Source organism: Bacillus sp. FSL K6-2861 (assembly GCF_038630725.1).
GTDB lineage: Bacteria > Bacillota > Bacilli > Bacillales > Bacillaceae > Bacillus > Bacillus velezensis.
The window spans coordinates 75,531-98,595 of sequence record NZ_CP152037.1; the positions used below are offsets into that span (position 1 = coordinate 75,531).

At 48.4% G+C, this 23,065-nt stretch carries 16 protein-coding genes, 9 tRNA genes and 4 rRNA genes; all 29 read left to right on the forward strand.

The features are described 5' to 3' along the window. Window positions 1–5 precede the first annotated feature (5 nt). The 29 genes from tilS (at window position 6) to NYE62_RS00550 (ending at window position 22,960) form a co-directional block, all read left to right on the forward strand. Window positions 6–1,424 carry a tRNA lysidine(34) synthetase TilS gene (gene tilS, locus NYE62_RS00410; RefSeq protein ID WP_251257820.1) on the forward strand — a complete coding sequence of 473 codons (1,419 nt, stop codon included), beginning with the start codon at window positions 6–8 and terminating at the stop codon, window positions 1,422–1,424. Then, on the forward strand, window positions 1,421–1,960 hold the full coding sequence (gene hpt / locus NYE62_RS00415; protein ID WP_004264611.1) for a hypoxanthine phosphoribosyltransferase: 540 nt from the start codon (window positions 1,421–1,423) through the stop codon (window positions 1,958–1,960). Before tilS ends, hpt begins: the two co-directional genes overlap by 4 nt. Before the next feature lie 97 nt (window positions 1,961–2,057). Then, a complete protein-coding gene (gene ftsH, locus NYE62_RS00420) occupies window positions 2,058–3,977 on the forward strand; it encodes an ATP-dependent zinc metalloprotease FtsH (protein ID WP_004264608.1) in 1,920 nt (639 codons plus the stop codon). A 148-nt stretch (window positions 3,978–4,125) separates the two neighbouring features. Then, window positions 4,126–4,902, forward strand: coding sequence for a type III pantothenate kinase (locus NYE62_RS00425; protein WP_007409940.1), 777 nt, complete (start codon window positions 4,126–4,128; stop codon window positions 4,900–4,902). A 10-nt stretch (window positions 4,903–4,912) separates the two neighbouring features. Continuing rightward, window positions 4,913–5,788 carry an Hsp33 family molecular chaperone HslO gene (gene hslO / locus NYE62_RS00430; RefSeq protein WP_004264606.1) on the forward strand — a complete coding sequence of 292 codons (876 nt, stop codon included), beginning with the start codon at window positions 4,913–4,915 and terminating at the stop codon, window positions 5,786–5,788. Between the two features lie 45 nt (window positions 5,789–5,833). Then, window positions 5,834–6,724 (forward strand): peptidyl-prolyl cis-trans isomerase, encoded by an 891-nt coding sequence (locus NYE62_RS00435; RefSeq protein ID WP_033575241.1) that lies wholly within the window; start codon window positions 5,834–5,836, stop codon window positions 6,722–6,724. A 75-nt stretch (window positions 6,725–6,799) separates the two neighbouring features. Further along, window positions 6,800–7,726 (forward strand): cysteine synthase A, encoded by a 927-nt coding sequence (gene cysK, locus NYE62_RS00440; protein WP_007615206.1) that lies wholly within the window; start codon window positions 6,800–6,802, stop codon window positions 7,724–7,726. A 168-nt stretch (window positions 7,727–7,894) separates the two neighbouring features. Next, complete coding sequence (gene pabB, locus NYE62_RS00445) at window positions 7,895–9,316, forward strand: aminodeoxychorismate synthase, component I (RefSeq protein ID WP_144665031.1); 1,422 nt, start codon at window positions 7,895–7,897, stop codon at window positions 9,314–9,316. 6 nt (window positions 9,317–9,322) lie between these two features. Continuing rightward, window positions 9,323–9,910, forward strand: coding sequence for an aminodeoxychorismate/anthranilate synthase component II (gene pabA / locus NYE62_RS00450; protein WP_007409944.1), 588 nt, complete (start codon window positions 9,323–9,325; stop codon window positions 9,908–9,910). Continuing rightward, the gene (gene pabC / locus NYE62_RS00455; RefSeq protein ID WP_095352459.1) at window positions 9,907–10,791 is read left to right on the forward strand and encodes an aminodeoxychorismate lyase; all 885 of its coding nucleotides are present in this window, start codon (window positions 9,907–9,909) and stop codon (window positions 10,789–10,791) included. The genes pabA and pabC overlap by 4 nt, the downstream gene beginning before the upstream one ends. Further along, the gene (folP, locus tag NYE62_RS00460) at window positions 10,772–11,629 is read left to right on the forward strand and encodes a dihydropteroate synthase (protein WP_007409946.1); all 858 of its coding nucleotides are present in this window, start codon (window positions 10,772–10,774) and stop codon (window positions 11,627–11,629) included. Before pabC ends, folP begins: the two co-directional genes overlap by 20 nt. Next, window positions 11,622–11,984, forward strand: a complete 363-nt coding sequence (gene folB, locus NYE62_RS00465) for a dihydroneopterin aldolase (protein WP_342497178.1) — start codon at window positions 11,622–11,624, stop codon at window positions 11,982–11,984. The genes folP and folB overlap by 8 nt, the downstream gene beginning before the upstream one ends. Next, a complete protein-coding gene (gene folK, locus NYE62_RS00470; protein ID WP_007409947.1) occupies window positions 11,981–12,484 on the forward strand; it encodes a 2-amino-4-hydroxy-6-hydroxymethyldihydropteridine diphosphokinase in 504 nt (167 codons plus the stop codon). The genes folB and folK overlap by 4 nt, the downstream gene beginning before the upstream one ends. Beyond that, on the forward strand, window positions 12,436–12,645 hold the full coding sequence (locus tag NYE62_RS00475) for a helix-turn-helix transcriptional regulator (RefSeq protein ID WP_003150668.1): 210 nt from the start codon (window positions 12,436–12,438) through the stop codon (window positions 12,643–12,645). The genes folK and NYE62_RS00475 overlap by 49 nt, the downstream gene beginning before the upstream one ends. A gap of 21 nt (window positions 12,646–12,666) precedes the next feature. Then, a complete protein-coding gene (dusB, locus tag NYE62_RS00480; RefSeq protein ID WP_007409948.1) occupies window positions 12,667–13,668 on the forward strand; it encodes a tRNA dihydrouridine synthase DusB in 1,002 nt (333 codons plus the stop codon). Window positions 13,669–13,757: 89 nt separating this feature from the next. Beyond that, window positions 13,758–15,257 (forward strand): lysine--tRNA ligase, encoded by a 1,500-nt coding sequence (lysS, locus tag NYE62_RS00485; RefSeq protein WP_039062453.1) that lies wholly within the window; start codon window positions 13,758–13,760, stop codon window positions 15,255–15,257. Between the two features lie 328 nt (window positions 15,258–15,585). Beyond that, window positions 15,586–17,135, forward strand: a 16S ribosomal RNA gene (locus tag NYE62_RS00490). 175 nt (window positions 17,136–17,310) lie between these two features. Then, a 23S ribosomal RNA gene (locus NYE62_RS00495) occupies window positions 17,311–20,240 on the forward strand. 50 nt (window positions 20,241–20,290) lie between these two features. Continuing rightward, window positions 20,291–20,406, forward strand: a 5S ribosomal RNA gene (gene rrf / locus NYE62_RS00500). 23 nt (window positions 20,407–20,429) lie between these two features. Further along, a tRNA-Val gene (locus NYE62_RS00505) sits at window positions 20,430–20,505 on the forward strand. Between the two features lie 5 nt (window positions 20,506–20,510). Next, window positions 20,511–20,586 (forward strand) — tRNA-Thr (locus tag NYE62_RS00510). A gap of 36 nt (window positions 20,587–20,622) precedes the next feature. Beyond that, window positions 20,623–20,698, forward strand: a tRNA-Lys gene (locus NYE62_RS00515). 6 nt (window positions 20,699–20,704) lie between these two features. Next, a tRNA-Leu gene (locus NYE62_RS00520) sits at window positions 20,705–20,786 on the forward strand. A 24-nt stretch (window positions 20,787–20,810) separates the two neighbouring features. Continuing rightward, window positions 20,811–20,885: transfer RNA gene (locus NYE62_RS00525), tRNA-Gly, on the forward strand. A 14-nt stretch (window positions 20,886–20,899) separates the two neighbouring features. Beyond that, window positions 20,900–20,985, forward strand: a tRNA-Leu gene (locus NYE62_RS00530). An 11-nt stretch (window positions 20,986–20,996) separates the two neighbouring features. Continuing rightward, window positions 20,997–21,073: transfer RNA gene (locus tag NYE62_RS00535), tRNA-Arg, on the forward strand. Window positions 21,074–21,089: 16 nt separating this feature from the next. Then, a tRNA-Pro gene (locus NYE62_RS00540) sits at window positions 21,090–21,166 on the forward strand. Window positions 21,167–21,170: 4 nt separating this feature from the next. Then, window positions 21,171–21,246 (forward strand) — tRNA-Ala (locus tag NYE62_RS00545). Window positions 21,247–21,410: 164 nt separating this feature from the next. Continuing rightward, window positions 21,411–22,960 (forward strand): 16S ribosomal RNA (locus NYE62_RS00550). The 16S, 23S and 5S rRNA genes sit together here with 9 tRNA genes alongside, the layout of an rRNA operon. Window positions 22,961–23,065 lie beyond the last annotated feature (105 nt).

Below are 23,065 nucleotides of genomic sequence, written 5' to 3' on the forward strand. Positions count from 1 at the left end.
ACATTGTGAAAAGCGTGGAAGATTTTTTCAAAACATATCATCTTCAGGCGGAGGGAGAAACGATTATTGCCGGGGTCTCCGGAGGCCCTGATTCAATGGCGCTTCTCAGTATGCTGAATAAGCACTTCGGGCATTCCTCCGTTATCATAGCGGCGCATGTCGACCATCAGTTCAGGGGTCCTGAATCTGAAGAAGATATGAAGTTTGTGCAGTCATATTGCGAAGCGGAACATATCCTCTGCGAAACGGTACAGATTGATGTTTCTGCATACGCAAAGAAGAATAAGCTGAACAAGCAGGCTGCCGCGCGTGATTGCAGATATCAGTTTTTCGAAGATCTGATGACAAAACACCAAGCGAAGTTTTTGGCGCTGGCTCATCACGGCGATGACCAGGTTGAGACAATGCTCATGAGGCTTGCGAAAGGTACGCTCGGGGCAGGGCTTGCGGGAATGCAGCCCGTCCGCGAATTTGCATCCGGCTGGCTGATCAGGCCTTTCCTCTATGCGGCAAAGGATGAAATCCTTGAATACTGCCGTCAAGAAGGGCTCAGCTACAGAATGGATGAGAGCAATGCAAAAGACGATTATACAAGAAACAGATTCAGAAAGACCGTGCTTCCTTTTTTAAAACATGAATCACCTGACGTTCATAAAATGTTTCAAAAGGTGAGTGAAGCACTGACAGAAGACGAACAATACCTGCAGTCATTAACGAAAGAACGAATGAATAAGGTTATTACAAGCAAGTCTGACACATCGGTTGAAGTCAATTCCTCTCAATTGCTTGCCCTTCCGATACCTTTACAAAGAAGAGGAGTTCAACTAATATTAAACTATCTTTATGAAAACGTTCCATCGTCGTTTTCCGCCCGCCACATACAGCAGTTTCTCGAATGGGCGGAAAATGGAAGCGCCTCGGGAGTACTTGATTTTCCGAAAGGGCTGAAGGTGGTCAAATCATATCAGACATGTTTGTTTACATTTGAACAATGGCAATGTGAAAAAGTTCCCTTTAAGCTGCAGCTGCAAGGAGCGGAAGGCGAGACTGCTGTTCTCCCCAACGGCTTTATGATAGAGGTGGCCGATCAGGCTGACCCTCATATCAAAAATGGGAATGCTGTTTTTATGACAAGCAGAAACAAGGTGCAATTTCCTTTAACAATCCGGACGAGAAAAATCGGCGACCGGATCAAACTTAAAGGGATGAATGGCTCGAAAAAGGTGAAAGATATATTTATTGATCATAAACTGCCTCTGCGGGATCGGGACGAATGGCCGATTGTAACGGATGCGAGCGGTGAAATTATCTGGCTGCCTGGCTTGAAAAAATCCATCTTTGACGATCTTGTGATTTCAAACAGTGACCGCATTGTATTACAATATAGACAGCATGAAAAGTGTAGGGGGCAAGCATTAACATGAAACAGGATATCGAAAAAGTGCTGATCTCAGAAGATGAGATCCAGCAGAAAGTAAAACAGCTTGGAGAACAATTAACAAGCGAGTACAGCGACACGTTTCCGTTGGCAATCGGTGTGTTAAAGGGAGCGCTTCCTTTTATGGCTGATCTTATAAAGCATATTGATACATATTTGGAAATGGACTTCATGGATGTATCAAGCTACGGAAATTCCACGGTTTCTTCCGGAGAAGTCAAAATCATCAAAGATTTGGATACATCTGTAGAAGGCCGGGACATCTTAATCATTGAAGATATTATCGACAGTGGGTTAACCTTGAGCTATCTCGTAGAACTCTTCCGATATCGTAAAGCGAAATCAATTAAGATTGTTACCCTGTTGGATAAACCAAGCGGAAGAAAAGCGGACATTAAAGCAGACTTCGTAGGCTTTGAAGTTCCTGACGCGTTTGTTGTGGGTTACGGACTTGATTATGCCGAACGCTATCGCAATCTGCCTTACATCGGAGTATTAAAACCGGCAATTTATGAAAGCTGATCGGCTGCCTGCTTCCGAGATGGTTATCGGTTGTATTGGAATGATTTTCTATGGTACTATTGAACATAGTTGTGCTTACTGTGGGAGGAGGTAAGGAATGAATCGGGTCTTCCGTAATACCATTTTTTATTTACTTATTTTATTAGTAGTAATCGGGGTTGTGAGTTACTTCCAGACTTCAAACCCGAAAACAGAAAATATGTCGTACAGTACGTTTATCAAGAACCTTGATGAGGGGAAGGTTGATAGCGTATCGGTTCAGCCTGTCAGAGGTGTTTATGAGGTAAAAGGACAGCTGAAAAAATACGACAAAGACCAGTACTTTTTAACACATGTTCCTGAAGGAAAAGGAGCAGACCAGATATTTGATGCAATTAAAAAGACGGACGTAAAAGTTGATCCCGCACAGGAAACAAGCGGGTGGGTGACGTTCTTAACGACGATCATTCCGTTTGTCATCATCTTTATTCTGTTTTTCTTCCTGCTCAATCAGGCTCAGGGCGGCGGCAGCCGTGTCATGAACTTCGGAAAGAGCAAAGCGAAGCTGTATACGGAAGAAAAGAAACGCGTGAAGTTTAAAGATGTAGCCGGCGCGGATGAGGAGAAGCAGGAGCTTGTTGAGGTTGTTGAGTTTCTGAAAGATCCTCGCAAATTCGCCGAGCTTGGCGCCAGAATCCCTAAAGGCGTGCTGTTGGTCGGACCTCCGGGAACCGGTAAGACGCTGCTTGCGAGAGCCTCAGCCGGTGAAGCGGGCGTTCCTTTCTTCAGCATCAGCGGATCTGACTTCGTTGAAATGTTTGTCGGTGTCGGTGCTTCCCGTGTGCGTGATTTATTCGAAAATGCGAAAAAGAATGCGCCTTGTCTGATCTTCATTGATGAGATCGACGCGGTGGGACGTCAGCGCGGCGCAGGTCTTGGCGGCGGGCATGATGAACGCGAACAGACGCTGAACCAGCTGCTTGTTGAGATGGACGGTTTCAGTGCGAATGAAGGAATCATTATTATCGCTGCGACAAACCGCGCGGACATTCTTGACCCTGCATTGCTCCGTCCGGGACGTTTTGACCGTCAGATTACGGTAGACCGTCCGGATGTCATCGGCCGTGAAGCCGTATTACAGGTGCATGCGAGAAACAAACCGCTTGATGAAACGGTGAACTTAAAAGCAATCGCTTCAAGAACACCCGGTTTCTCAGGCGCCGATTTAGAAAACCTTCTTAACGAAGCGGCACTCGTTGCTGCCCGTCAAAACAAGAAGAAAATTGATATGCGCGACATTGATGAAGCAACGGACCGTGTCATTGCGGGTCCTGCGAAGAAGAGCCGCGTCATCTCGAAAAAAGAACGCAATATCGTGGCGTACCACGAGGGCGGTCACACCGTTATCGGACTTGTGCTGGATGAAGCCGATATGGTTCATAAAGTAACGATCGTTCCGAGGGGGCAGGCTGGCGGATACGCGGTCATGCTTCCGAGAGAAGACCGTTACTTCCAGACAAAACCTGAACTTCTCGATAAAATTGTCGGTCTTCTGGGCGGACGCGTTGCCGAGGAAATTATCTTCGGCGAAGTCAGCACGGGCGCTCACAATGACTTCCAGCGGGCAACGAACATTGCCAGAAGAATGGTGACAGAGTTCGGTATGTCTGAAAAACTCGGACCGCTTCAGTTCGGTCAATCTCAAGGCGGTCAAGTATTCCTGGGCCGGGATTTCAACAACGAGCAAAACTACAGTGATCAAATCGCTTACGAAATCGATCAGGAAATTCAGCGCATCATTAAAGAATGTTATGAGCGTGCGAAAACCATCCTGACTGAAAATCGTGATAAGCTTGAATTGATTGCTCAGACATTGCTTGATGTGGAAACATTAGATGCGGAACAAATCAAGCATCTCGTGGATCACGGAAAACTCCCTGAGCGCAATTTCTCAGATGACCATCTTCAAAAAGACGATGTGAAAGTAAACATCCTGTCTAAAACAGAAGACGAAAAGAAAGACGAGCCGAAAGAATAGTTCGCTTTCTGATATGAAAACCGCCGGCGTATACCGGCGGTTTTTTTACTGGTTCCGTTTTGTTTACAAAAGAGCCGCAGATCGTGTATGGTATTGTAGAATGTTGAAAATGTTATGATTAGAAACTATTCAAAAGTGGTGATAGAGGTTGTTACTGGTTATAGATGTGGGGAACACCAACACCGTGATTGGTGTATATCATGATGGGGAATTAGAATATCATTGGCGCATAGAAACGAGCAGGCACAAAACAGAAGACGAATTCGGCATGCTGCTCCGCTCCTTATTTGAACATTCCGGACTCATGTTTGAACAGATTGAAGGGATTATCATCTCATCCGTGGTGCCGCCGATTATGTTCTCTTTAGAAAGAATGTGCACAAAATACTTTCACATCGAGCCGCAAGTTGTCGGCCCGGGAATGAAAACAGGTTTAAATATAAAGTATGACAATCCGAAAGAAGTGGGAGCTGACAGGATCGTCAATGCCGTTGCGGCGATCCAGCAGTATGGCGGCCCCTTAATTGTTGTTGATTTCGGAACGGCGACGACGTATTGCTACATTGATGAAAACAAACAATACATGGGCGGCGCGATTGCTCCCGGCATTACAATTTCAACGGAAGCGCTGTACTCACGTGCGGCGAAGCTTCCAAGAATTGAAATTGCCCGTCCGGACAATATCATCGGCAAAAACACGGTAAGCGCCATGCAGTCCGGCATCCTTTTCGGCTATGTCGGACAAGTTGAAGGCATTGTAAAGCGGATGAAATGGCAGGCAACACAGGAACCGAAAGTCATTGCGACAGGCGGGCTTGCGTCATTAATCGCAAACGAATCAGATTGTATTGATATTGTTGACCCGTTTCTCACTCTGAAAGGGCTGGAAATCATTTATGAGCGAAATCGCGTGGGTCACGTATAGGAGGTAAACGATGGATTATTTAATTAAAGCAATTGCATATGACGGTAAAGTGCGGGCTTATGCAGCCAGAACGACAGATATGGTTAATGAAGCGCAAAGAAGGCATGACACGTGGCCGACGGCATCAGCCGCAATCGGCCGGACGATGACAGCTTCTCTGATGCTAGGAGCGATGCTTAAGGGTGAAGATAAGCTGACAGTCAAAATAGAAGGCGGCGGCCCGATCGGAGCCATTGTCGCAGATGCGAACGCAAAGGGTGAGGTAAGAGCATACGTATCAAACCCGCACGTTCATTTTGATCTCAATGAACAAGGGAAACTGGATGTCAGACGGGCGGTCGGAACTGACGGAACACTCAGTGTCGTAAAAGATTTGGGCTTACGTGATTATTTTACGGGACAAGTAGAGATTGTCTCGGGTGAACTCGGTGACGACTTCACATATTATCTTGTTTCTTCTGAACAAGTCCCTTCATCTGTCGGCGTAGGTGTTCTGGTAAATCCTGATAACACCATTCTCGCTGCGGGCGGGTTCATCATTCAGCTTCTTCCGGGGACTGATGAAGAAACCATTTCAACAATTGAAAAGCAATTATCTCAAATCGAACCGATTTCAAAATTGATTCAAAAAGGCCTGACACCGGAAGAAATCTTAGAAGAAGTTCTGGGTCAAAAACCGGACGTTCTCGAAACAATGCCGGTCAAATTTCACTGTTCTTGTTCAAAAGATCGATTCGAAACGGCCATTTTAGGACTAGGCAAAAAAGAAATACAAGATATGATAGAAGAAGACGGAAAAGCCGAAGCGGTTTGCCATTTTTGTAATGAGAAATATTTATTTACAAAAGAAGAACTGGAAGAGCTTCGTGACGAAACAACCCGCTAGCTCTTTAGCGGGTTGTTCTATTTTATAAAAGGGATGGGGTAGATTTTGAAATCGAGAACACTTTTGACGATTATTGTAGCGGCGCTGTTAGTATGCAGTGTGACAGTGGCGTATAAGTTAACAAAATCCCAAGCCGCGGGGTCATCTGAAGAATCCATCGCGACAATCGGTGATAAACATATCACACGGCAAGACTGGATGAAAAAGATGGAAGACCAGTACGGAAAATCAACTCTGGAAGACATGATTAATGCAGAAGTAGTGGAAGAGCTTGCGAAAAAGAATAAACTTACAGTTTCAAACAGCGAATTGGAGCGGGAATTTCTTTTAATCAAAGCGGTAGATAATTCATTTTATGAAGACAGCCATATTACCGAAAAAGAATGGAGAGACCAGATCCGCTACAACATTCTTCTTGAAGAACTGCTGACGAAGGACATCGATATATCGGATAAGGAAATGCAATCATTTTATAATAAAAATAAAGAATTGTACCATTTCGATGATTCCTACAGAATCCGGCACATTGTCGTCAAAAACAAAGATGAGGCGGACAGGGTGCTTGCTGATTTGAAAGGCGGTTCCAGCTTTGAAGCCGTCGCCGCTGAACGTTCCACGGACAGATATACGTCTCAGTATGGCGGAGACCTCGGCTTTGTGACAGAAAACCAGGAAAATATCCCGCAGGCATATATCACAGAAGCTAAAAGTCTTAAAGAAGATGAATGGTCCGCTGAACCGATTAAAGTTTCTTCAGGATACGCCGTCATTCAGCTGAAAGAAAAGCTTAAATCGAGAACTTTCTCATACAATGAAGTGAAGAGCCAAATCAGACGCCAGATCGCGATGGATCAATTAGGTGACAAGGCGACAGTCAAAACGCTGTGGAAAGAGGCGGGGGTCTCTTGGTTCTACGGGGAAAAAAGAACTAAATGATTGACAAAAAATTTTGAAATTGATAACTTATATTTATAATACCAATAAATTTAGTCGGAAATTGAGGTGTCCAACATGGTGCGTATTGCAAATTCTATTACTGAACTAATCGGAAATACTCCTATTGTGAAATTGAATCGCCTGACGGATGAAAACAGTGCAGATGTATATCTGAAGCTTGAATACATGAATCCGGGCAGCAGCGTAAAAGACCGGATCGGAGTGGCGATGATTGAAGCGGCTGAAAAAGAAGGAAAATTAAAAGCCGGCGACACAATCATTGAACCGACAAGCGGAAATACAGGAATCGGTCTTGCGATGGTGGCAGCGGCTAAAGGTCTCAGAGCCATTCTCGTTATGCCTGATACGATGAGTATGGAGCGACGCAATCTGCTGCGCGCATACGGAGCGGAGCTTGTGCTGACTCCCGGCGCAGAAGGAATGAAGGGCGCCATTAAAAAGGCGGAAGAACTTGCGGAGGAACACGGATACTTTGTGCCTCAGCAATTCAACAATGCGGCAAACCCGGAAATTCACCGCCAAACGACGGGGAAAGAAATCGTAGAACAGTTTGGTGACGACCAGCTTGATGCGTTCGTGGCCGGAATCGGTACCGGCGGAACCATCACGGGAGCGGGCGAAGTGCTGAAAGAAGCATATCCATCCATCAAAATCTATGCGGTAGAGCCGGCGGATTCTCCGGTTCTTTCCGGCGGAAAACCGGGCCCGCATAAAATTCAGGGTATCGGAGCGGGATTTGTCCCTGAAACATTGAATACGGACATCTATGATCAGATCATTCCCGTCAAAAACGAGGATGCATTTGAATATGCCCGTAAAACGGCAAAAGAAGAAGGGATTCTTGGCGGCATTTCTTCCGGAGCGGCCATTTACGCGGCACTGGAAATCGCGAAAAAATTGGGGAAAGGCAAGAAAGTGCTTGCGATCATCCCTAGTAACGGAGAACGTTACTTAAGCACACCGCTTTATCAGTTTGAATAGAGACATACACACGGCTCCCGGCTGTATCCGGGAGTTTTTTTTGTGCCTGAAGCATCGGAAATCCAAAAAACGTTTCGAATTTTATGGTTGGAAGTGAAATTCACTTTTTTCACCAGTGTGATTGCTTTAAAATAAAACTACAGTAAAACGAAGCAGAGGATTGATATGATGGCACAACGCAGACCGGCAGGAAGAAAAATACCTTTTACGAAACAAGCATTTTTACAGCGATATGAAAACCTTTCGAAATCGAGAAAACGGCATGTTCTGCTCGAAAGCGCGAGAGGGGGAAGATTCAGTATAGCCGGTCTAGATCCGATTGCGTCCGTCAGAGGGAAAGACGGAATTACAACGATCAAGCATGAGGGGGAAACACTGTTTAAAGAAGGTGACCCGCTGCGGGCCTTTCATGAATGGTTTGGAACGCTCGGAACGGAAACAAACGTTGAGTTTCCGGACTTTCAAGGCGGTGCGATTGGTTTTATCAGTTACGACTACGCCCGATATATTGAGAATTTTAAGATGCTGTCGTTAGATGATCTGGAAACACCTGATATTTACTTTCTTGTTTTTGATGATGTGGCCGTTTATGACCATGAGGAAGAGGCGTTATGGCTCATTACCCATACTGAAGCGGAAGAAGCGGATCTTGCGGAAGAAAAGCTGTCCGGCTTAGAGGACATGTGGTGTTCCCTCCAAACGGCGGACAAGCCTTTTTCACCGCTGAATCGGAATGGGGACGGATCGTACGCCGCTCCGTTCACTGAGGAAGGATTTGCACAGGCTGTTGAACAAATTAAACAATATATCGCGAGCGGCGATGTGTTCCAGGTTAATTTGTCCATCAGGCAGTCTCAGTCCTTATCCGTTCATCCGTATGAGGTGTATAAACACTTGAGAAACGTCAATCCGTCTCCTTACATGGCCTATCTCGAGACACCGGGGTTTCAAGTGATATGCGGGTCGCCGGAGCTATTGGTGACAAAGAAGGGGAAGAAGCTTGAAACGAGACCGATCGCGGGTACGCGTTCAAGAGGAAAAGACGATGCTGAAGACAAGGCTTTGGCTGATGAATTAATTCACAATGAAAAAGAACGTGCGGAACACGTCATGCTTGTTGATCTTGAGCGCAATGACCTCGGGCGCGTATCGCGCTACGGCTCCGTGCGGGTTAACGAATTTATGGCGATCGAAAAGTATTCCCACGTCATGCATATCGTGTCGAACGTACAGGGAGAGCTGCAGGACGGATATGACGCGACAGACATTATTCATGCGGTATTCCCGGGGGGCACCATCACGGGAGCGCCCAAAGTGAGAACGATGGAAATTATAGAAGAGCTTGAGCCGACAAGACGGGGGCTTTATACTGGATCTATAGGCTGGTTCGGATTTAACGGAGATTTGCAGTTTAACATTGTGATCCGGACGATCTATGCAGCCGGCGGACATGCTTTTATGCAGTCCGGAGCAGGGGTGGTCATTGATTCGGTTCCGAAGCATGAATACAAGGAATCGTTCAAAAAAGCTTTTGCGATGAAAAAGGCGTTAGAGCTGAGCGAAGATGAGACAAAAAATCAGACGAGGTGAGCAGAGATGATTTTAATGATTGACAATTATGATTCATTTACGTACAACTTGGTTCAATATTTGGGTGAGCTCGGGGAGGAACTGATCGTCAGACGGAATGACGAGATTACGATTGAGCAGATTGAAGAGCTGGGTCCCGACTTCTTAATGATTTCACCCGGGCCGTGCAGTCCTGATGAAGCGGGGATCAGCCTCGAAGCCATCAAGCATTTTGCCGGCAGTATTCCTATTTTCGGCGTATGTCTCGGGCATCAGTCGATTGCGCAAGTATTCGGCGGCGATGTCGTCAGAGCAGAGCGGCTCATGCACGGCAAAACGTCAGAAGTTATGCATGACGGACAGACGATTTTTAAAGGCCTGCAAAATCCGCTGGTCGCCACCCGGTACCATTCACTTATTGTCAAAGCGGACACGCTGCCGGATTGTTTTACGGTATCCGCTCAAACCAAAGAAGGAGAAATTATGGCAATCCGCCATAATGAGCTGCCTGTTGAAGGTGTTCAGTTCCATCCGGAATCCATCATGACCTCCTTCGGCAAAGAGATGCTCAGAAACTTTATAGAGACACACCGCAAAAAGGAAGTGACGGTGTGATTATATATTTGAATGGTCAATATATAGAGGAGAAAGAAGCGGCGCTTTCTCCTTTTGACCATGGTTATCTGTACGGGATCGGCGCGTTCGAGACGTTCAGGCTTTACAGCGGCCGGCCGTTTCTGCCGGATGCGCATGTCGCCAGGCTCAACAGGGCGCTTCGGGATCTGCAGATTGCATATGAGGTGAACAAACAGGAGCTGCTTGATATGCTTCGGAGACTGTTGCTCCTCAATGAGATCAAGGACGGCAGCGCGCGTGTCCGGCTTAACATCTCGGCAGGCGTCAGCGATAAAGGGTTTGCCGCGCAGACTTATGAAAAGCCGACCGTCCTTTGTTTCGTCAACCGGCTCAATCCGGAAACTCTGCCTGTTCAAAAAGAAGGCAGGCTTCTCTCTGTCCGGAGAAATACGCCTGAAGGATCTTTCCGGTTAAAATCCCATCACTATTTAAACAACATGTATGCTAAACGGGAGATCGGGAATGATCCCAATCTTGAAGGCATTTTCCTGACCGGAGAAGGAGATGTCGCGGAAGGCATTGTCTCCAACGTGTTTTGGCGAAAAGGAGACAAGGTCTTTACACCATCCTTGGATACAGGCATTCTCGACGGCGTAACGAGACAGTTTGTTATTGATGAATTGAAACGGCAGGGGACAGAAGTCACCGAAGGCCGATTCCGTTTTCAATCAATGCTTGAAGCGGATGAAGCATGGTTGACAAACTCCGTGCTTGAAATCATCCCGTTTTCTAAAATAGAGGAAGTGCCGCTGCCCGGAGTGAGCGGAAAAACGGTGCAATTGCTCCGTAATCAGTATCAGCAGGAAATAAACAAAATGAATGTACAGGAGGAGGAACAAAATGGCGCAGCAAACAATTGAACAGCCTAAACTGATTCATACAAAAAAAGGCGCTCTGTCCTATAAAGAGAAGACACTCGTTATGGGGATATTAAATGTAACGCCAGACTCCTTCTCTGACGGCGGTAAATACGACAGTACGGAAAGGGCGCTTCTGCATGCGGCGAAGATGGCTGAAGAAGGGGCGCATATCATAGATATCGGCGGCGAATCGACAAGACCCGGCGCATCACTCGTGTCGGCTGATGAGGAAATGTCACGAGTCATCCCCGTCATAGAGCGGATCACAAGCGAGCTGGACATTCCGCTTTCAATCGATACGTACAAAGCGTCCGTGGCAGACGAAGCGGTCAAAGCGGGAGCCTCTATCCTTAATGACATCTGGGGGGCGAAAGGTGATCCTGACATGGCGTCAGTAGCCGCCGCACACGGGGTTCCGATTATCTTAATGCATAATCGCATGGAAAGAAACTACAACGATCTTATTCCTGATATGCTTGCAGACTTGATGGAAAGCGTAAAAATTGCCGCAGAAGCCGGCGTCACAGATGAAAACATGATTCTGGATCCGGGGATCGGCTTTGCGAAAAACTATGAGGACAATCTGGCTGTCATGAACAAGCTGGAGGTGTTCAGCGGGTTAGGTTATCCGCTGCTCCTGGCGACATCGAGAAAAAGGTTCATCGGCCGTGTGCTTGACCTTCCCCCTGAAGAACGTGCCGAGGGAACGGGAGCGACAGTATGCCTTGGCGTCCAAAAAGGCTGCGACATTGTGAGGGTGCACGATGTCAAAGAGATCGCAAGAATGACGAAGATGATGGATGCTATGTTGAACAAAGGAGGCGTACATTATGGATAAAGTATATGTGGAAGGTATGGAGTTTTACGGATATCACGGCGTGTTCGAAGAAGAAAACAAACTCGGCCAGCGCTTCAAAGTAGACCTGACTGCCGAACTGGATTTGAGCAAAGCGGGAAAAACGGATGACCTCTCTTATACCATTAACTATGCGGAATTGTACAGTGTCTGCCGCGACATCGTTGAGGGCGAGCCCGTTAATTTGGTCGAGACCCTTGCGGAACGGATCGCAGACACCATCCTTGAGAAATTTGAGCCGGTGCAGCAATGTACGGTAAAGGTTGTTAAGCCTGACCCGCCGATTCCCGGCCATTATAAATCAGTAGCCATAGAAATGACGAGAAAGAAATCATGAACAATACGGCATATATCGGCCTCGGTTCCAATATGGGCGACCGTGAACATTATTTGCGTCAGGCAGTGGCCATGCTCAGCCGGCATCATGGCGTGACGGTGTCAAAGGTGTCCTCCATATATGAAACAGATCCCGTCGGCTATGAGGATCAAGATCAGTTTCTCAATATGGCGGTTGAAGTGAAAACGTCGTTATCTCCTTTTGAACTTCTTGATGTAACGCAGAGCATTGAAGCTGAATTAGGCAGAACGAGAGAGATTCGCTGGGGACCGCGGACGGCAGACCTTGACATTTTGCTGTATAATCGTGAAAATATTGAAACAGAGCGGCTGATTGTTCCGCATCCGAGAATGTATGAGCGCTTATTTGTCCTTGCGCCGTTAAAAGAAATATGCCCGCAGGCGGATCATATCACGATAAGCGCTGAAACAAACCAAGAAGGTGTAAGAGTATGGAAGCAGAAATCTGGGGTAGGCGAATTCGTGCATTCAGAAAGCTGAAAGGTTATACTCAAGAAGGATTTGCAAAAGCATTAGGTATATCAGTTTCTATTGTCGGTGAAATTGAACGCGGAAACCGATTGCCGTCAGATGCCATCATTCAAGATGCGGCAGATGTTTTAAATATAAGTGCGGACGAATTGGCCCCGCCTGAAAAATAGACAAATGAAAGGAGGGGAAAAATGTTTAAAATCGGTGATATTCAATTGAAAAACCGGGTTGTGCTTGCCCCTATGGCCGGTGTCTGCAACTCAGCGTTCAGATTGACTGTAAAGGAATTCGGAGCCGGATTGGTATGCGCTGAAATGGTCAGTGACAAAGCGATTCTTTACAACAACGCAAGAACAATGGGGATGCTTTACATTGATGAACGTGAAAAACCGCTCAGCCTTCAGATTTTTGGAGGGAAAAAGGAAACCCTTGTGGAAGCGGCGAAGTTTGTAGATCAAAACACGACTGCTGATATTATTGATATTAACATGGGATGTCCCGTACCCAAGATTACAAAATGTGACGCGGGCGCCAAATGGCTTCTCGACCCTGATAAGATTTATGAAATGGTATCCGCAGTAGTAGATGCTGTTGATAAGCCGGTTACAGTGAAGATGAGAATGGGTTGGGATGAAGAGCACATTTATGCGGTGAAAAATGCCCAAGCCGTTGAACGTGCCGGCGGAAAAGCCGTTGCCCTGCACGGCCGCACAAGAGTGCAAATGTATGAAGGCACTGCGAACTGGGATATCATTAAAGAAGTGAAGCAATCCGTCTCCATTCCCGTCATCGGAAACGGTGATGTCAAAACGCCTCAGGACGCGAAACGCATGCTTGAGGAAACAGGAGTTGACGGCGTCATGATCGGCCGGGCCGCACTCGGCAACCCGTGGATGATTTACCGTACGGTGCACTACCTTGAAACCGGCGAGTTAAAAGACGAACCGAAAGTCCGTGAAAAAATGTCGGTATGCAAACTGCACTTAGACCGCCTGATTAAGTTAAAAGGCGAAAATGTGGCAGTCAGAGAAATGAGAAAACACGCTGCCTGGTATCTGAAAGGTGTCAGAGGCAATGCGAATGTACGCAACGAAATTAACCAATGTGAGACGCGTGAAGAAGTTGTGCAGCTTTTAGATGCATTTACCGCCGAAGCAGAGGCAAAAGAGCTTCAAGATGCAAAAGTAGGTTAATATACACCCTCTATTGCTGCTCACTGCCAGCTTACCGCTGGCAGTTTTTCTGCTTTTTCGTGAAATCAAAATGTAACGGAGTGATACCAATGAGTCAAGAAGAGCAAAATCATGAGGAATTGAACGACCAGCTGCAAGTCAGACGAGATAAAATGAACCAGCTGAGAGAAAACGGCATTGACCCTTTCGGTGAACGTTTCGAGAGAACGCATCAATCTCAACAGATCATTGACGCCTACCAGGAGCTTTCTAAAGAAGAACTGGAAGAAAAAGCGGTCGAAGTGACCATTGCAGGCCGTATGATGACAAAGCGCGGAAAAGGGAAAGCCGGCTTTGCGCATCTGCAGGACTTAGAAGGTCAAATTCAAATTTACGTAAGAAAAGACAGTGTCGGCGAAGAACAATATGAAATCTTTAAATCTTCAGACCTCGGAGACGTTATCGGCATCACGGGGAAAGTTTTCAAAACAAACGTAGGCGAGCTTTCTGTCAAAGCGACATCTTTTGAACTGCTGACAAAAGCACTGCGTCCTCTTCCTGATAAATATCATGGGTTAAAAGACGTTGAACAGCGTTACCGCCAGCGCTATCTCGATCTCATCGTAAACCCTGACAGCAAACAAACGTTTATCACACGCAGCAAAATCATCCAAGCGATGAGAAGATACTTAGATGACCATGGATACTTAGAAGTTGAAACACCTACGATGCACAGCATACCGGGAGGAGCGTCTGCACGCCCGTTCATCACGCACCATAACGCACTCGACATGCCTCTTTATATGCGTATTGCGATTGAACTGCACCTGAAACGCCTGATTGTCGGCGGATTGGAAAAAGTCTACGAAATCGGCCGCGTGTTCCGTAACGAAGGTGTTTCTACACGCCACAACCCTGAATTCACGATGATCGAGCTGTATGAAGCGTACGCCGATTATAAAGATATTATGAGTCTTACGGAAAACCTCGTAGCACATATTGCGCAGGAAGTGCTTGGAAGCACCACAATCCAGTACGGCGAAGAGCAGATTGATTTGAAACCTGAGTGGAAACGACTCCACATGGTAGATGCGGTCAAAGAAGCGACAGGTGTAGATTTCTGGAATGAGATGACTGTTGAAGAAGCGCGCGGTCATGCAAAAGAGCATGGTGTCGAGATCACAAACTCAATGACGGTGGGTCATATCATCAATGAATTCTTCGAACAAAAAATTGAAGAAACACTCATTCAGCCTACATTTATTTACGGCCACCCTGTAGAGATTTCTCCTCTTGCTAAGAAAAATCCGGAGGACCCTCGCTTTACAGACCGTTTTGAACTGTTTATCGTCGGCCGTGAGCACGCTAATGCGTTTACGGAGCTGAATGACCCTATTGACCAGAGGGAACGCTTTGAAGCGCAGTTAAAAGAAAGAGAAGAAGGAAACGATGAAGCGCATATGATGGATGAAGACTTCGTTGAAGCTCTTGAATACGGCATGCCGCCGACCGGGGGATTGGGTATCGGTATCGACCGCCTTGTCATGCTGTTAACAAATGCTCCGTCTATCAGAGACGTTTTATTATTCCCTCAAATGAGACAACGCTAATAAAAGGGAAAGCGCCGTTTCTGCTTATCGCAGTACGGCGCTTTTTTAGAAACAAGCCGCTCGTAAAACTTTTTTGATTTTCTTTTTAAAAACTATTGCACTATTATTTGTGAGGTGGTATATTATTATTCGTTGCCGCTAAACAAGGCGCTGACGAAAAAAGAAATTTAAAAAAGTTGTTGACTTCAAGAGATTGATAAGATATAATAATAAAGTCGCTTGAACGAAAGACAAAATGATCTTTGAAAACTAAACAAGACAAAACGTACCTGTTAATTCAAAGTTTTAAATAAATCGCACAGCGATGTGCGTAGTCAGTCAAACTACTTTATCGGAGAGTTTGATCCTGGCTCAGGACGAACGCTGGCGGCGTGCCTAATACATGCAAGTCGAGCGGACAGATGGGAGCTTGCTCCCTGATGTTAGCGGCGGACGGGTGAGTAACACGTGGGTAACCTGCCTGTAAGACTGGGATAACTCCGGGAAACCGGGGCTAATACCGGATGGTTGTTTGAACCGCATGGTTCAGACATAAAAGGTGGCTTCGGCTACCACTTACAGATGGACCCGCGGCGCATTAGCTAGTTGGTGAGGTAACGGCTCACCAAGGCGACGATGCGTAGCCGACCTGAGAGGGTGATCGGCCACACTGGGACTGAGACACGGCCCAGACTCCTACGGGAGGCAGCAGTAGGGAATCTTCCGCAATGGACGAAAGTCTGACGGAGCAACGCCGCGTGAGTGATGAAGGTTTTCGGATCGTAAAGCTCTGTTGTTAGGGAAGAACAAGTGCCGTTCAAATAGGGCGGCACCTTGACGGTACCTAACCAGAAAGCCACGGCTAACTACGTGCCAGCAGCCGCGGTAATACGTAGGTGGCAAGCGTTGTCCGGAATTATTGGGCGTAAAGGGCTCGCAGGCGGTTTCTTAAGTCTGATGTGAAAGCCCCCGGCTCAACCGGGGAGGGTCATTGGAAACTGGGGAACTTGAGTGCAGAAGAGGAGAGTGGAATTCCACGTGTAGCGGTGAAATGCGTAGAGATGTGGAGGAACACCAGTGGCGAAGGCGACTCTCTGGTCTGTAACTGACGCTGAGGAGCGAAAGCGTGGGGAGCGAACAGGATTAGATACCCTGGTAGTCCACGCCGTAAACGATGAGTGCTAAGTGTTAGGGGGTTTCCGCCCCTTAGTGCTGCAGCTAACGCATTAAGCACTCCGCCTGGGGAGTACGGTCGCAAGACTGAAACTCAAAGGAATTGACGGGGGCCCGCACAAGCGGTGGAGCATGTGGTTTAATTCGAAGCAACGCGAAGAACCTTACCAGGTCTTGACATCCTCTGACAATCCTAGAGATAGGACGTCCCCTTCGGGGGCAGAGTGACAGGTGGTGCATGGTTGTCGTCAGCTCGTGTCGTGAGATGTTGGGTTAAGTCCCGCAACGAGCGCAACCCTTGATCTTAGTTGCCAGCATTCAGTTGGGCACTCTAAGGTGACTGCCGGTGACAAACCGGAGGAAGGTGGGGATGACGTCAAATCATCATGCCCCTTATGACCTGGGCTACACACGTGCTACAATGGACAGAACAAAGGGCAGCGAAACCGCGAGGTTAAGCCAATCCCACAAATCTGTTCTCAGTTCGGATCGCAGTCTGCAACTCGACTGCGTGAAGCTGGAATCGCTAGTAATCGCGGATCAGCATGCCGCGGTGAATACGTTCCCGGGCCTTGTACACACCGCCCGTCACACCACGAGAGTTTGTAACACCCGAAGTCGGTGAGGTAACCTTTATGGAGCCAGCCGCCGAAGGTGGGACAGATGATTGGGGTGAAGTCGTAACAAGGTAGCCGTATCGGAAGGTGCGGCTGGATCACCTCCTTTCTAAGGATTTTAACGGAATATAAGACCTTGGGTCTTATAAACAGAACGTTCCCTGTCTTGTTTAGTTTTGAAGGATCATTCGATTCTTCGAGATGTTGTTCTTTGAAAACTAGATAACAGAAGTAATTCACATTCAATTAGTAATGCAAGATATCACGTAGTGATTCTTTTTAACGGTTAAGTTAGAAAGGGCGCACGGTGGATGCCTTGGCACTAGGAGCCGATGAAGGACGGGACGAACACCGATATGCTTCGGGGAGCTGTAAGCAAGCTTTGATCCGGAGATTTCCGAATGGGGAAACCCACCACTCGTAATGGAGTGGTATCCATATCTGAATACATAGGATATGAGAAGGCAGACCCGGGGAACTGAAACATCTAAGTACCCGGAGGAAGAGAAAGCAAATGCGATTCCCTGAGTAGCGGCGAGCGAAACGGGATCAGCCCAAACCAAGAGGCTTGCCTCTTGGGGTTGTAGGACACTCTGTACGGAGTTACAAAGGAACGAGGTAGATGAAGAGGTCTGGAAAGGCCCGCCATAGGAGGTAACAGCCCTGTAGTCAAAACTTCGTTCTCTCCTGAGTGGATCCTGAGTACGGCGGAACACGTGAAATTCCGTCGGAATCCGGGAGGACCATCTCCCAAGGCTAAATACTCCCTAGTGACCGATAGTGAACCAGTACCGTGAGGGAAAGGTGAAAAGCACCCCGGAAGGGGAGTGAAAGAGATCCTGAAACCGTGTGCCTACAAGTAGTCAGAGCCCGTTAACGGGTGATGGCGTGCCTTTTGTAGAATGAACCGGCGAGTTACGATCCCGTGCAAGGTTAAGCAGAAGATGCGGAGCCGCAGCGAAAGCGAGTCTGAATAGGGCGAATTGAGTACGTGGTCGTAGACCCGAAACCAGGTGATCTACCCATGTCCAGGGTGAAGTTCAGGTAACACTGAATGGAGGCCCGAACCCACGCACGTTGAAAAGTGCGGGGATGAGGTGTGGGTAGGGGTGAAATGCCAATCGAACCTGGAGATAGCTGGTTCTCTCCGAAATAGCTTTAGGGCTAGCCTCAAGGTAAGAGTCTCGGAGGTAGAGCACTGATTGGACTAGGGGCCCCTACCGGGTTACCGAATTCAGTCAAACTCCGAATGCCGATGACTTATCCTTGGGAGTCAGACTGCGAGTGATAAGATCCGTAGTCGAAAGGGAAACAGCCCAGACCGCCAGCTAAGGTCCCAAAGTATACGTTAAGTGGAAAAGGATGTGGAGTTGCTTAGACAACCAGGATGTTGGCTTAGAAGCAGCCACCATTTAAAGAGTGCGTAATAGCTCACTGGTCGAGTGACTCTGCGCCGAAAATGTACCGGGGCTAAACGTATCACCGAAGCTGCGGACTGTTCTTCGAACAGTGGTAGGAGAGCGTTCTAAGGGCTGTGAAGCAAGACCGGAAGGACTTGTGGAGCGCTTAGAAGTGAGAATGCCGGTATGAGTAGCGAAAGAGGGGTGAGAATCCCCTCCACCGAATGCCTAAGGTTTCCTGAGGAAGGCTCGTCCGCTCAGGGTTAGTCGGGACCTAAGCCGAGGCCGAAAGGCGTAGGCGATGGATAACAGGTTGATATTCCTGTACCACCTCCTCACCATTTGAGCAATGGGGGGACGCAGGAGGATAGGGTAAGCGCGGTATTGGATATCCGCGTCCAAGCAGTTAGGCTGGGAAATAGGCAAATCCGTTTCCCGTGAAGGCTGAGCTGTGATGGCGAGCGAATTATAGTAGCGAAGTTCCTGATTCCACACTGCCAAGAAAAGCCTCTAGCGAGGTGAGAGGTGCCCGTACCGCAAACCGACACAGGTAGGCGAGGAGAGAATCCTAAGGTGATCGAGAGAACTCTCGTTAAGGAACTCGGCAAAATGACCCCGTAACTTCGGGAGAAGGGGTGCTCTGTTAGGGTGCAAGCCCGAGAGAGCCGCAGTGAATAGGCCCAGGCGACTGTTTAGCAAAAACACAGGTCTCTGCGAAGCCGTAAGGCGAAGTATAGGGGCTGACGCCTGCCCGGTGCTGGAAGGTTAAGAGGAGCGCTTAGCGTAAGCGAAGGTGCGAATTGAAGCCCCAGTAAACGGCGGCCGTAACTATAACGGTCCTAAGGTAGCGAAATTCCTTGTCGGGTAAGTTCCGACCCGCACGAAAGGCGCAACGATCTGGGCACTGTCTCAACGAGAGACTCGGTGAAATTATAGTACCTGTGAAGATGCAGGTTACCCGCGACAGGACGGAAAGACCCCGTGGAGCTTTACTGCAGCCTGATATTGAATGTTGGTACAGCTTGTACAGGATAGGTAGGAGCCTTGGAAACCGGAGCGCCAGCTTCGGTGGAGGCATCGGTGGGATACTACCCTGGCTGTATTGACCTTCTAACCCGCCGCCCTTATCGGGCGGGGAGACAGTGTCAGGTGGGCAGTTTGACTGGGGCGGTCGCCTCCTAAAAGGTAACGGAGGCGCCCAAAGGTTCCCTCAGAATGGTTGGAAATCATTCGCAGAGTGTAAAGGCACAAGGGAGCTTGACTGCGAGACCTACAAGTCGAGCAGGGACGAAAGTCGGGCTTAGTGATCCGGTGGTTCCGCATGGAAGGGCCATCGCTCAACGGATAAAAGCTACCCCGGGGATAACAGGCTTATCTCCCCCAAGAGTCCACATCGACGGGGAGGTTTGGCACCTCGATGTCGGCTCATCGCATCCTGGGGCTGTAGTCGGTCCCAAGGGTTGGGCTGTTCGCCCATTAAAGCGGTACGCGAGCTGGGTTCAGAACGTCGTGAGACAGTTCGGTCCCTATCCGTCGCGGGCGCAGGAAATTTGAGAGGAGCTGTCCTTAGTACGAGAGGACCGGGATGGACGCACCGCTGGTGTACCAGTTGTTCTGCCAAGGGCATCGCTGGGTAGCTATGTGCGGACGGGATAAGTGCTGAAAGCATCTAAGCATGAAGCCCCCCTCAAGATGAGATTTCCCATTCCGCAAGGAAGTAAGATCCCTGAAAGATGATCAGGTTGATAGGTCTGAGGTGGAAGTGTGGCGACACATGGAGCTGACAGATACTAATCGATCGAGGACTTAACCAATTTGAATGTATGCTTACTGTTATCTAGTTTTGAGAGAACACTCTCAATGGTTTGGTGGCGATAGCGAAGAGGTCACACCCGTTCCCATGCCGAACACGGAAGTTAAGCTCTTCAGCGCCGATGGTAGTCGGGGGTTTCCCCCTGTGAGAGTAGGACGCCGCCAAGCTATTACACGTAAGTGTAATATATGGAGGATTAGCTCAGCTGGGAGAGCATCTGCCTTACAAGCAGAGGGTCGGCGGTTCGAGCCCGTCATCCTCCACCATATTTGCCGGCCTAGCTCAATTGGTAGAGCAACTGACTTGTAATCAGTAGGTTGGGGGTTCAAGTCCTCTGGCCGGCACCATTTTTGGACAAGATAATAACATAAGTCTTTTAAAAAGAGCCATTAGCTCAGTTGGTAGAGCATCTGACTTTTAATCAGAGGGTCGAAGGTTCGAGTCCTTCATGGCTCACCATGTTACGCGGGTGTGGCGGAATTGGCAGACGCGCTAGACTTAGGATCTAGTGTCTTATGACGTGGGGGTTCAAGTCCCTTCACCCGCATTATACAGGATAGTTATCCTGTATGCGGAAGTAGTTCAGTGGTAGAACACCACCTTGCCAAGGTGGGGGTCGCGGGTTCGAATCCCGTCTTCCGCTCCAACTATACCATCCACGCCGGGGTGGTGGAATTGGCAGACACACAGGACTTAAAATCCTGCGGTAGGTGACTACCGTGCCGGTTCAAGTCCGGCCCTCGGCATTCATTGTTATGCGCCCGTAGCTCAATTGGATAGAGCGTTTGACTACGGATCAAAAGGTTAGGGGTTCGACTCCTCTCGGGCGCGCCATAATATTTTTAAAAATCGGGAAGTAGCTCAGCTTGGTAGAGCACATGGTTTGGGACCATGGGGTCGCAGGTTCGAATCCTGTCTTCCCGACCACTTCGGGGCCTTAGCTCAGCTGGGAGAGCGCCTGCTTTGCACGCAGGAGGTCAGCGGTTCGATCCCGCTAGGCTCCACCATTTATAAAAAATATGTTGACTTTAAAAGAAACTTATTATATACTTAAAAAGTTGCTTGAGAAAGTGAACAAAATGATCTTTGAAAACTAAACAAGACAAAACGTACCTGTTAATTCAAAGTTTTAAATAAATCGCACAGCGATGTGCGTAGTCAGTCAAACACTTTATCGGAGAGTTTGATCCTGGCTCAGGACGAACGCTGGCGGCGTGCCTAATACATGCAAGTCGAGCGGACAGATGGGAGCTTGCTCCCTGATGTTAGCGGCGGACGGGTGAGTAACACGTGGGTAACCTGCCTGTAAGACTGGGATAACTCCGGGAAACCGGGGCTAATACCGGATGGTTGTTTGAACCGCATGGTTCAGACATAAAAGGTGGCTTCGGCTACCACTTACAGATGGACCCGCGGCGCATTAGCTAGTTGGTGAGGTAACGGCTCACCAAGGCGACGATGCGTAGCCGACCTGAGAGGGTGATCGGCCACACTGGGACTGAGACACGGCCCAGACTCCTACGGGAGGCAGCAGTAGGGAATCTTCCGCAATGGACGAAAGTCTGACGGAGCAACGCCGCGTGAGTGATGAAGGTTTTCGGATCGTAAAGCTCTGTTGTTAGGGAAGAACAAGTGCCGTTCAAATAGGGCGGCACCTTGACGGTACCTAACCAGAAAGCCACGGCTAACTACGTGCCAGCAGCCGCGGTAATACGTAGGTGGCAAGCGTTGTCCGGAATTATTGGGCGTAAAGGGCTCGCAGGCGGTTTCTTAAGTCTGATGTGAAAGCCCCCGGCTCAACCGGGGAGGGTCATTGGAAACTGGGGAACTTGAGTGCAGAAGAGGAGAGTGGAATTCCACGTGTAGCGGTGAAATGCGTAGAGATGTGGAGGAACACCAGTGGCGAAGGCGACTCTCTGGTCTGTAACTGACGCTGAGGAGCGAAAGCGTGGGGAGCGAACAGGATTAGATACCCTGGTAGTCCACGCCGTAAACGATGAGTGCTAAGTGTTAGGGGGTTTCCGCCCCTTAGTGCTGCAGCTAACGCATTAAGCACTCCGCCTGGGGAGTACGGTCGCAAGACTGAAACTCAAAGGAATTGACGGGGGCCCGCACAAGCGGTGGAGCATGTGGTTTAATTCGAAGCAACGCGAAGAACCTTACCAGGTCTTGACATCCTCTGACAATCCTAGAGATAGGACGTCCCCTTCGGGGGCAGAGTGACAGGTGGTGCATGGTTGTCGTCAGCTCGTGTCGTGAGATGTTGGGTTAAGTCCCGCAACGAGCGCAACCCTTGATCTTAGTTGCCAGCATTCAGTTGGGCACTCTAAGGTGACTGCCGGTGACAAACCGGAGGAAGGTGGGGATGACGTCAAATCATCATGCCCCTTATGACCTGGGCTACACACGTGCTACAATGGACAGAACAAAGGGCAGCGAAACCGCGAGGTTAAGCCAATCCCACAAATCTGTTCTCAGTTCGGATCGCAGTCTGCAACTCGACTGCGTGAAGCTGGAATCGCTAGTAATCGCGGATCAGCATGCCGCGGTGAATACGTTCCCGGGCCTTGTACACACCGCCCGTCACACCACGAGAGTTTGTAACACCCGAAGTCGGTGAGGTAACCTTTATGGAGCCAGCCGCCGAAGGTGGGACAGATGATTGGGGTGAAGTCGTAACAAGGTAGCCGTATCGGAAGGTGCGGCTGGATCACCTCCTTTCTAAGGATTTTAACGGAATATAAGACCTTGGGTCTTATAAACAGAACGTTCCCTGTCTTGTTTAGTTTTGAAGGATCATTCGATTCTTCGAGATGTTGTTCTTTG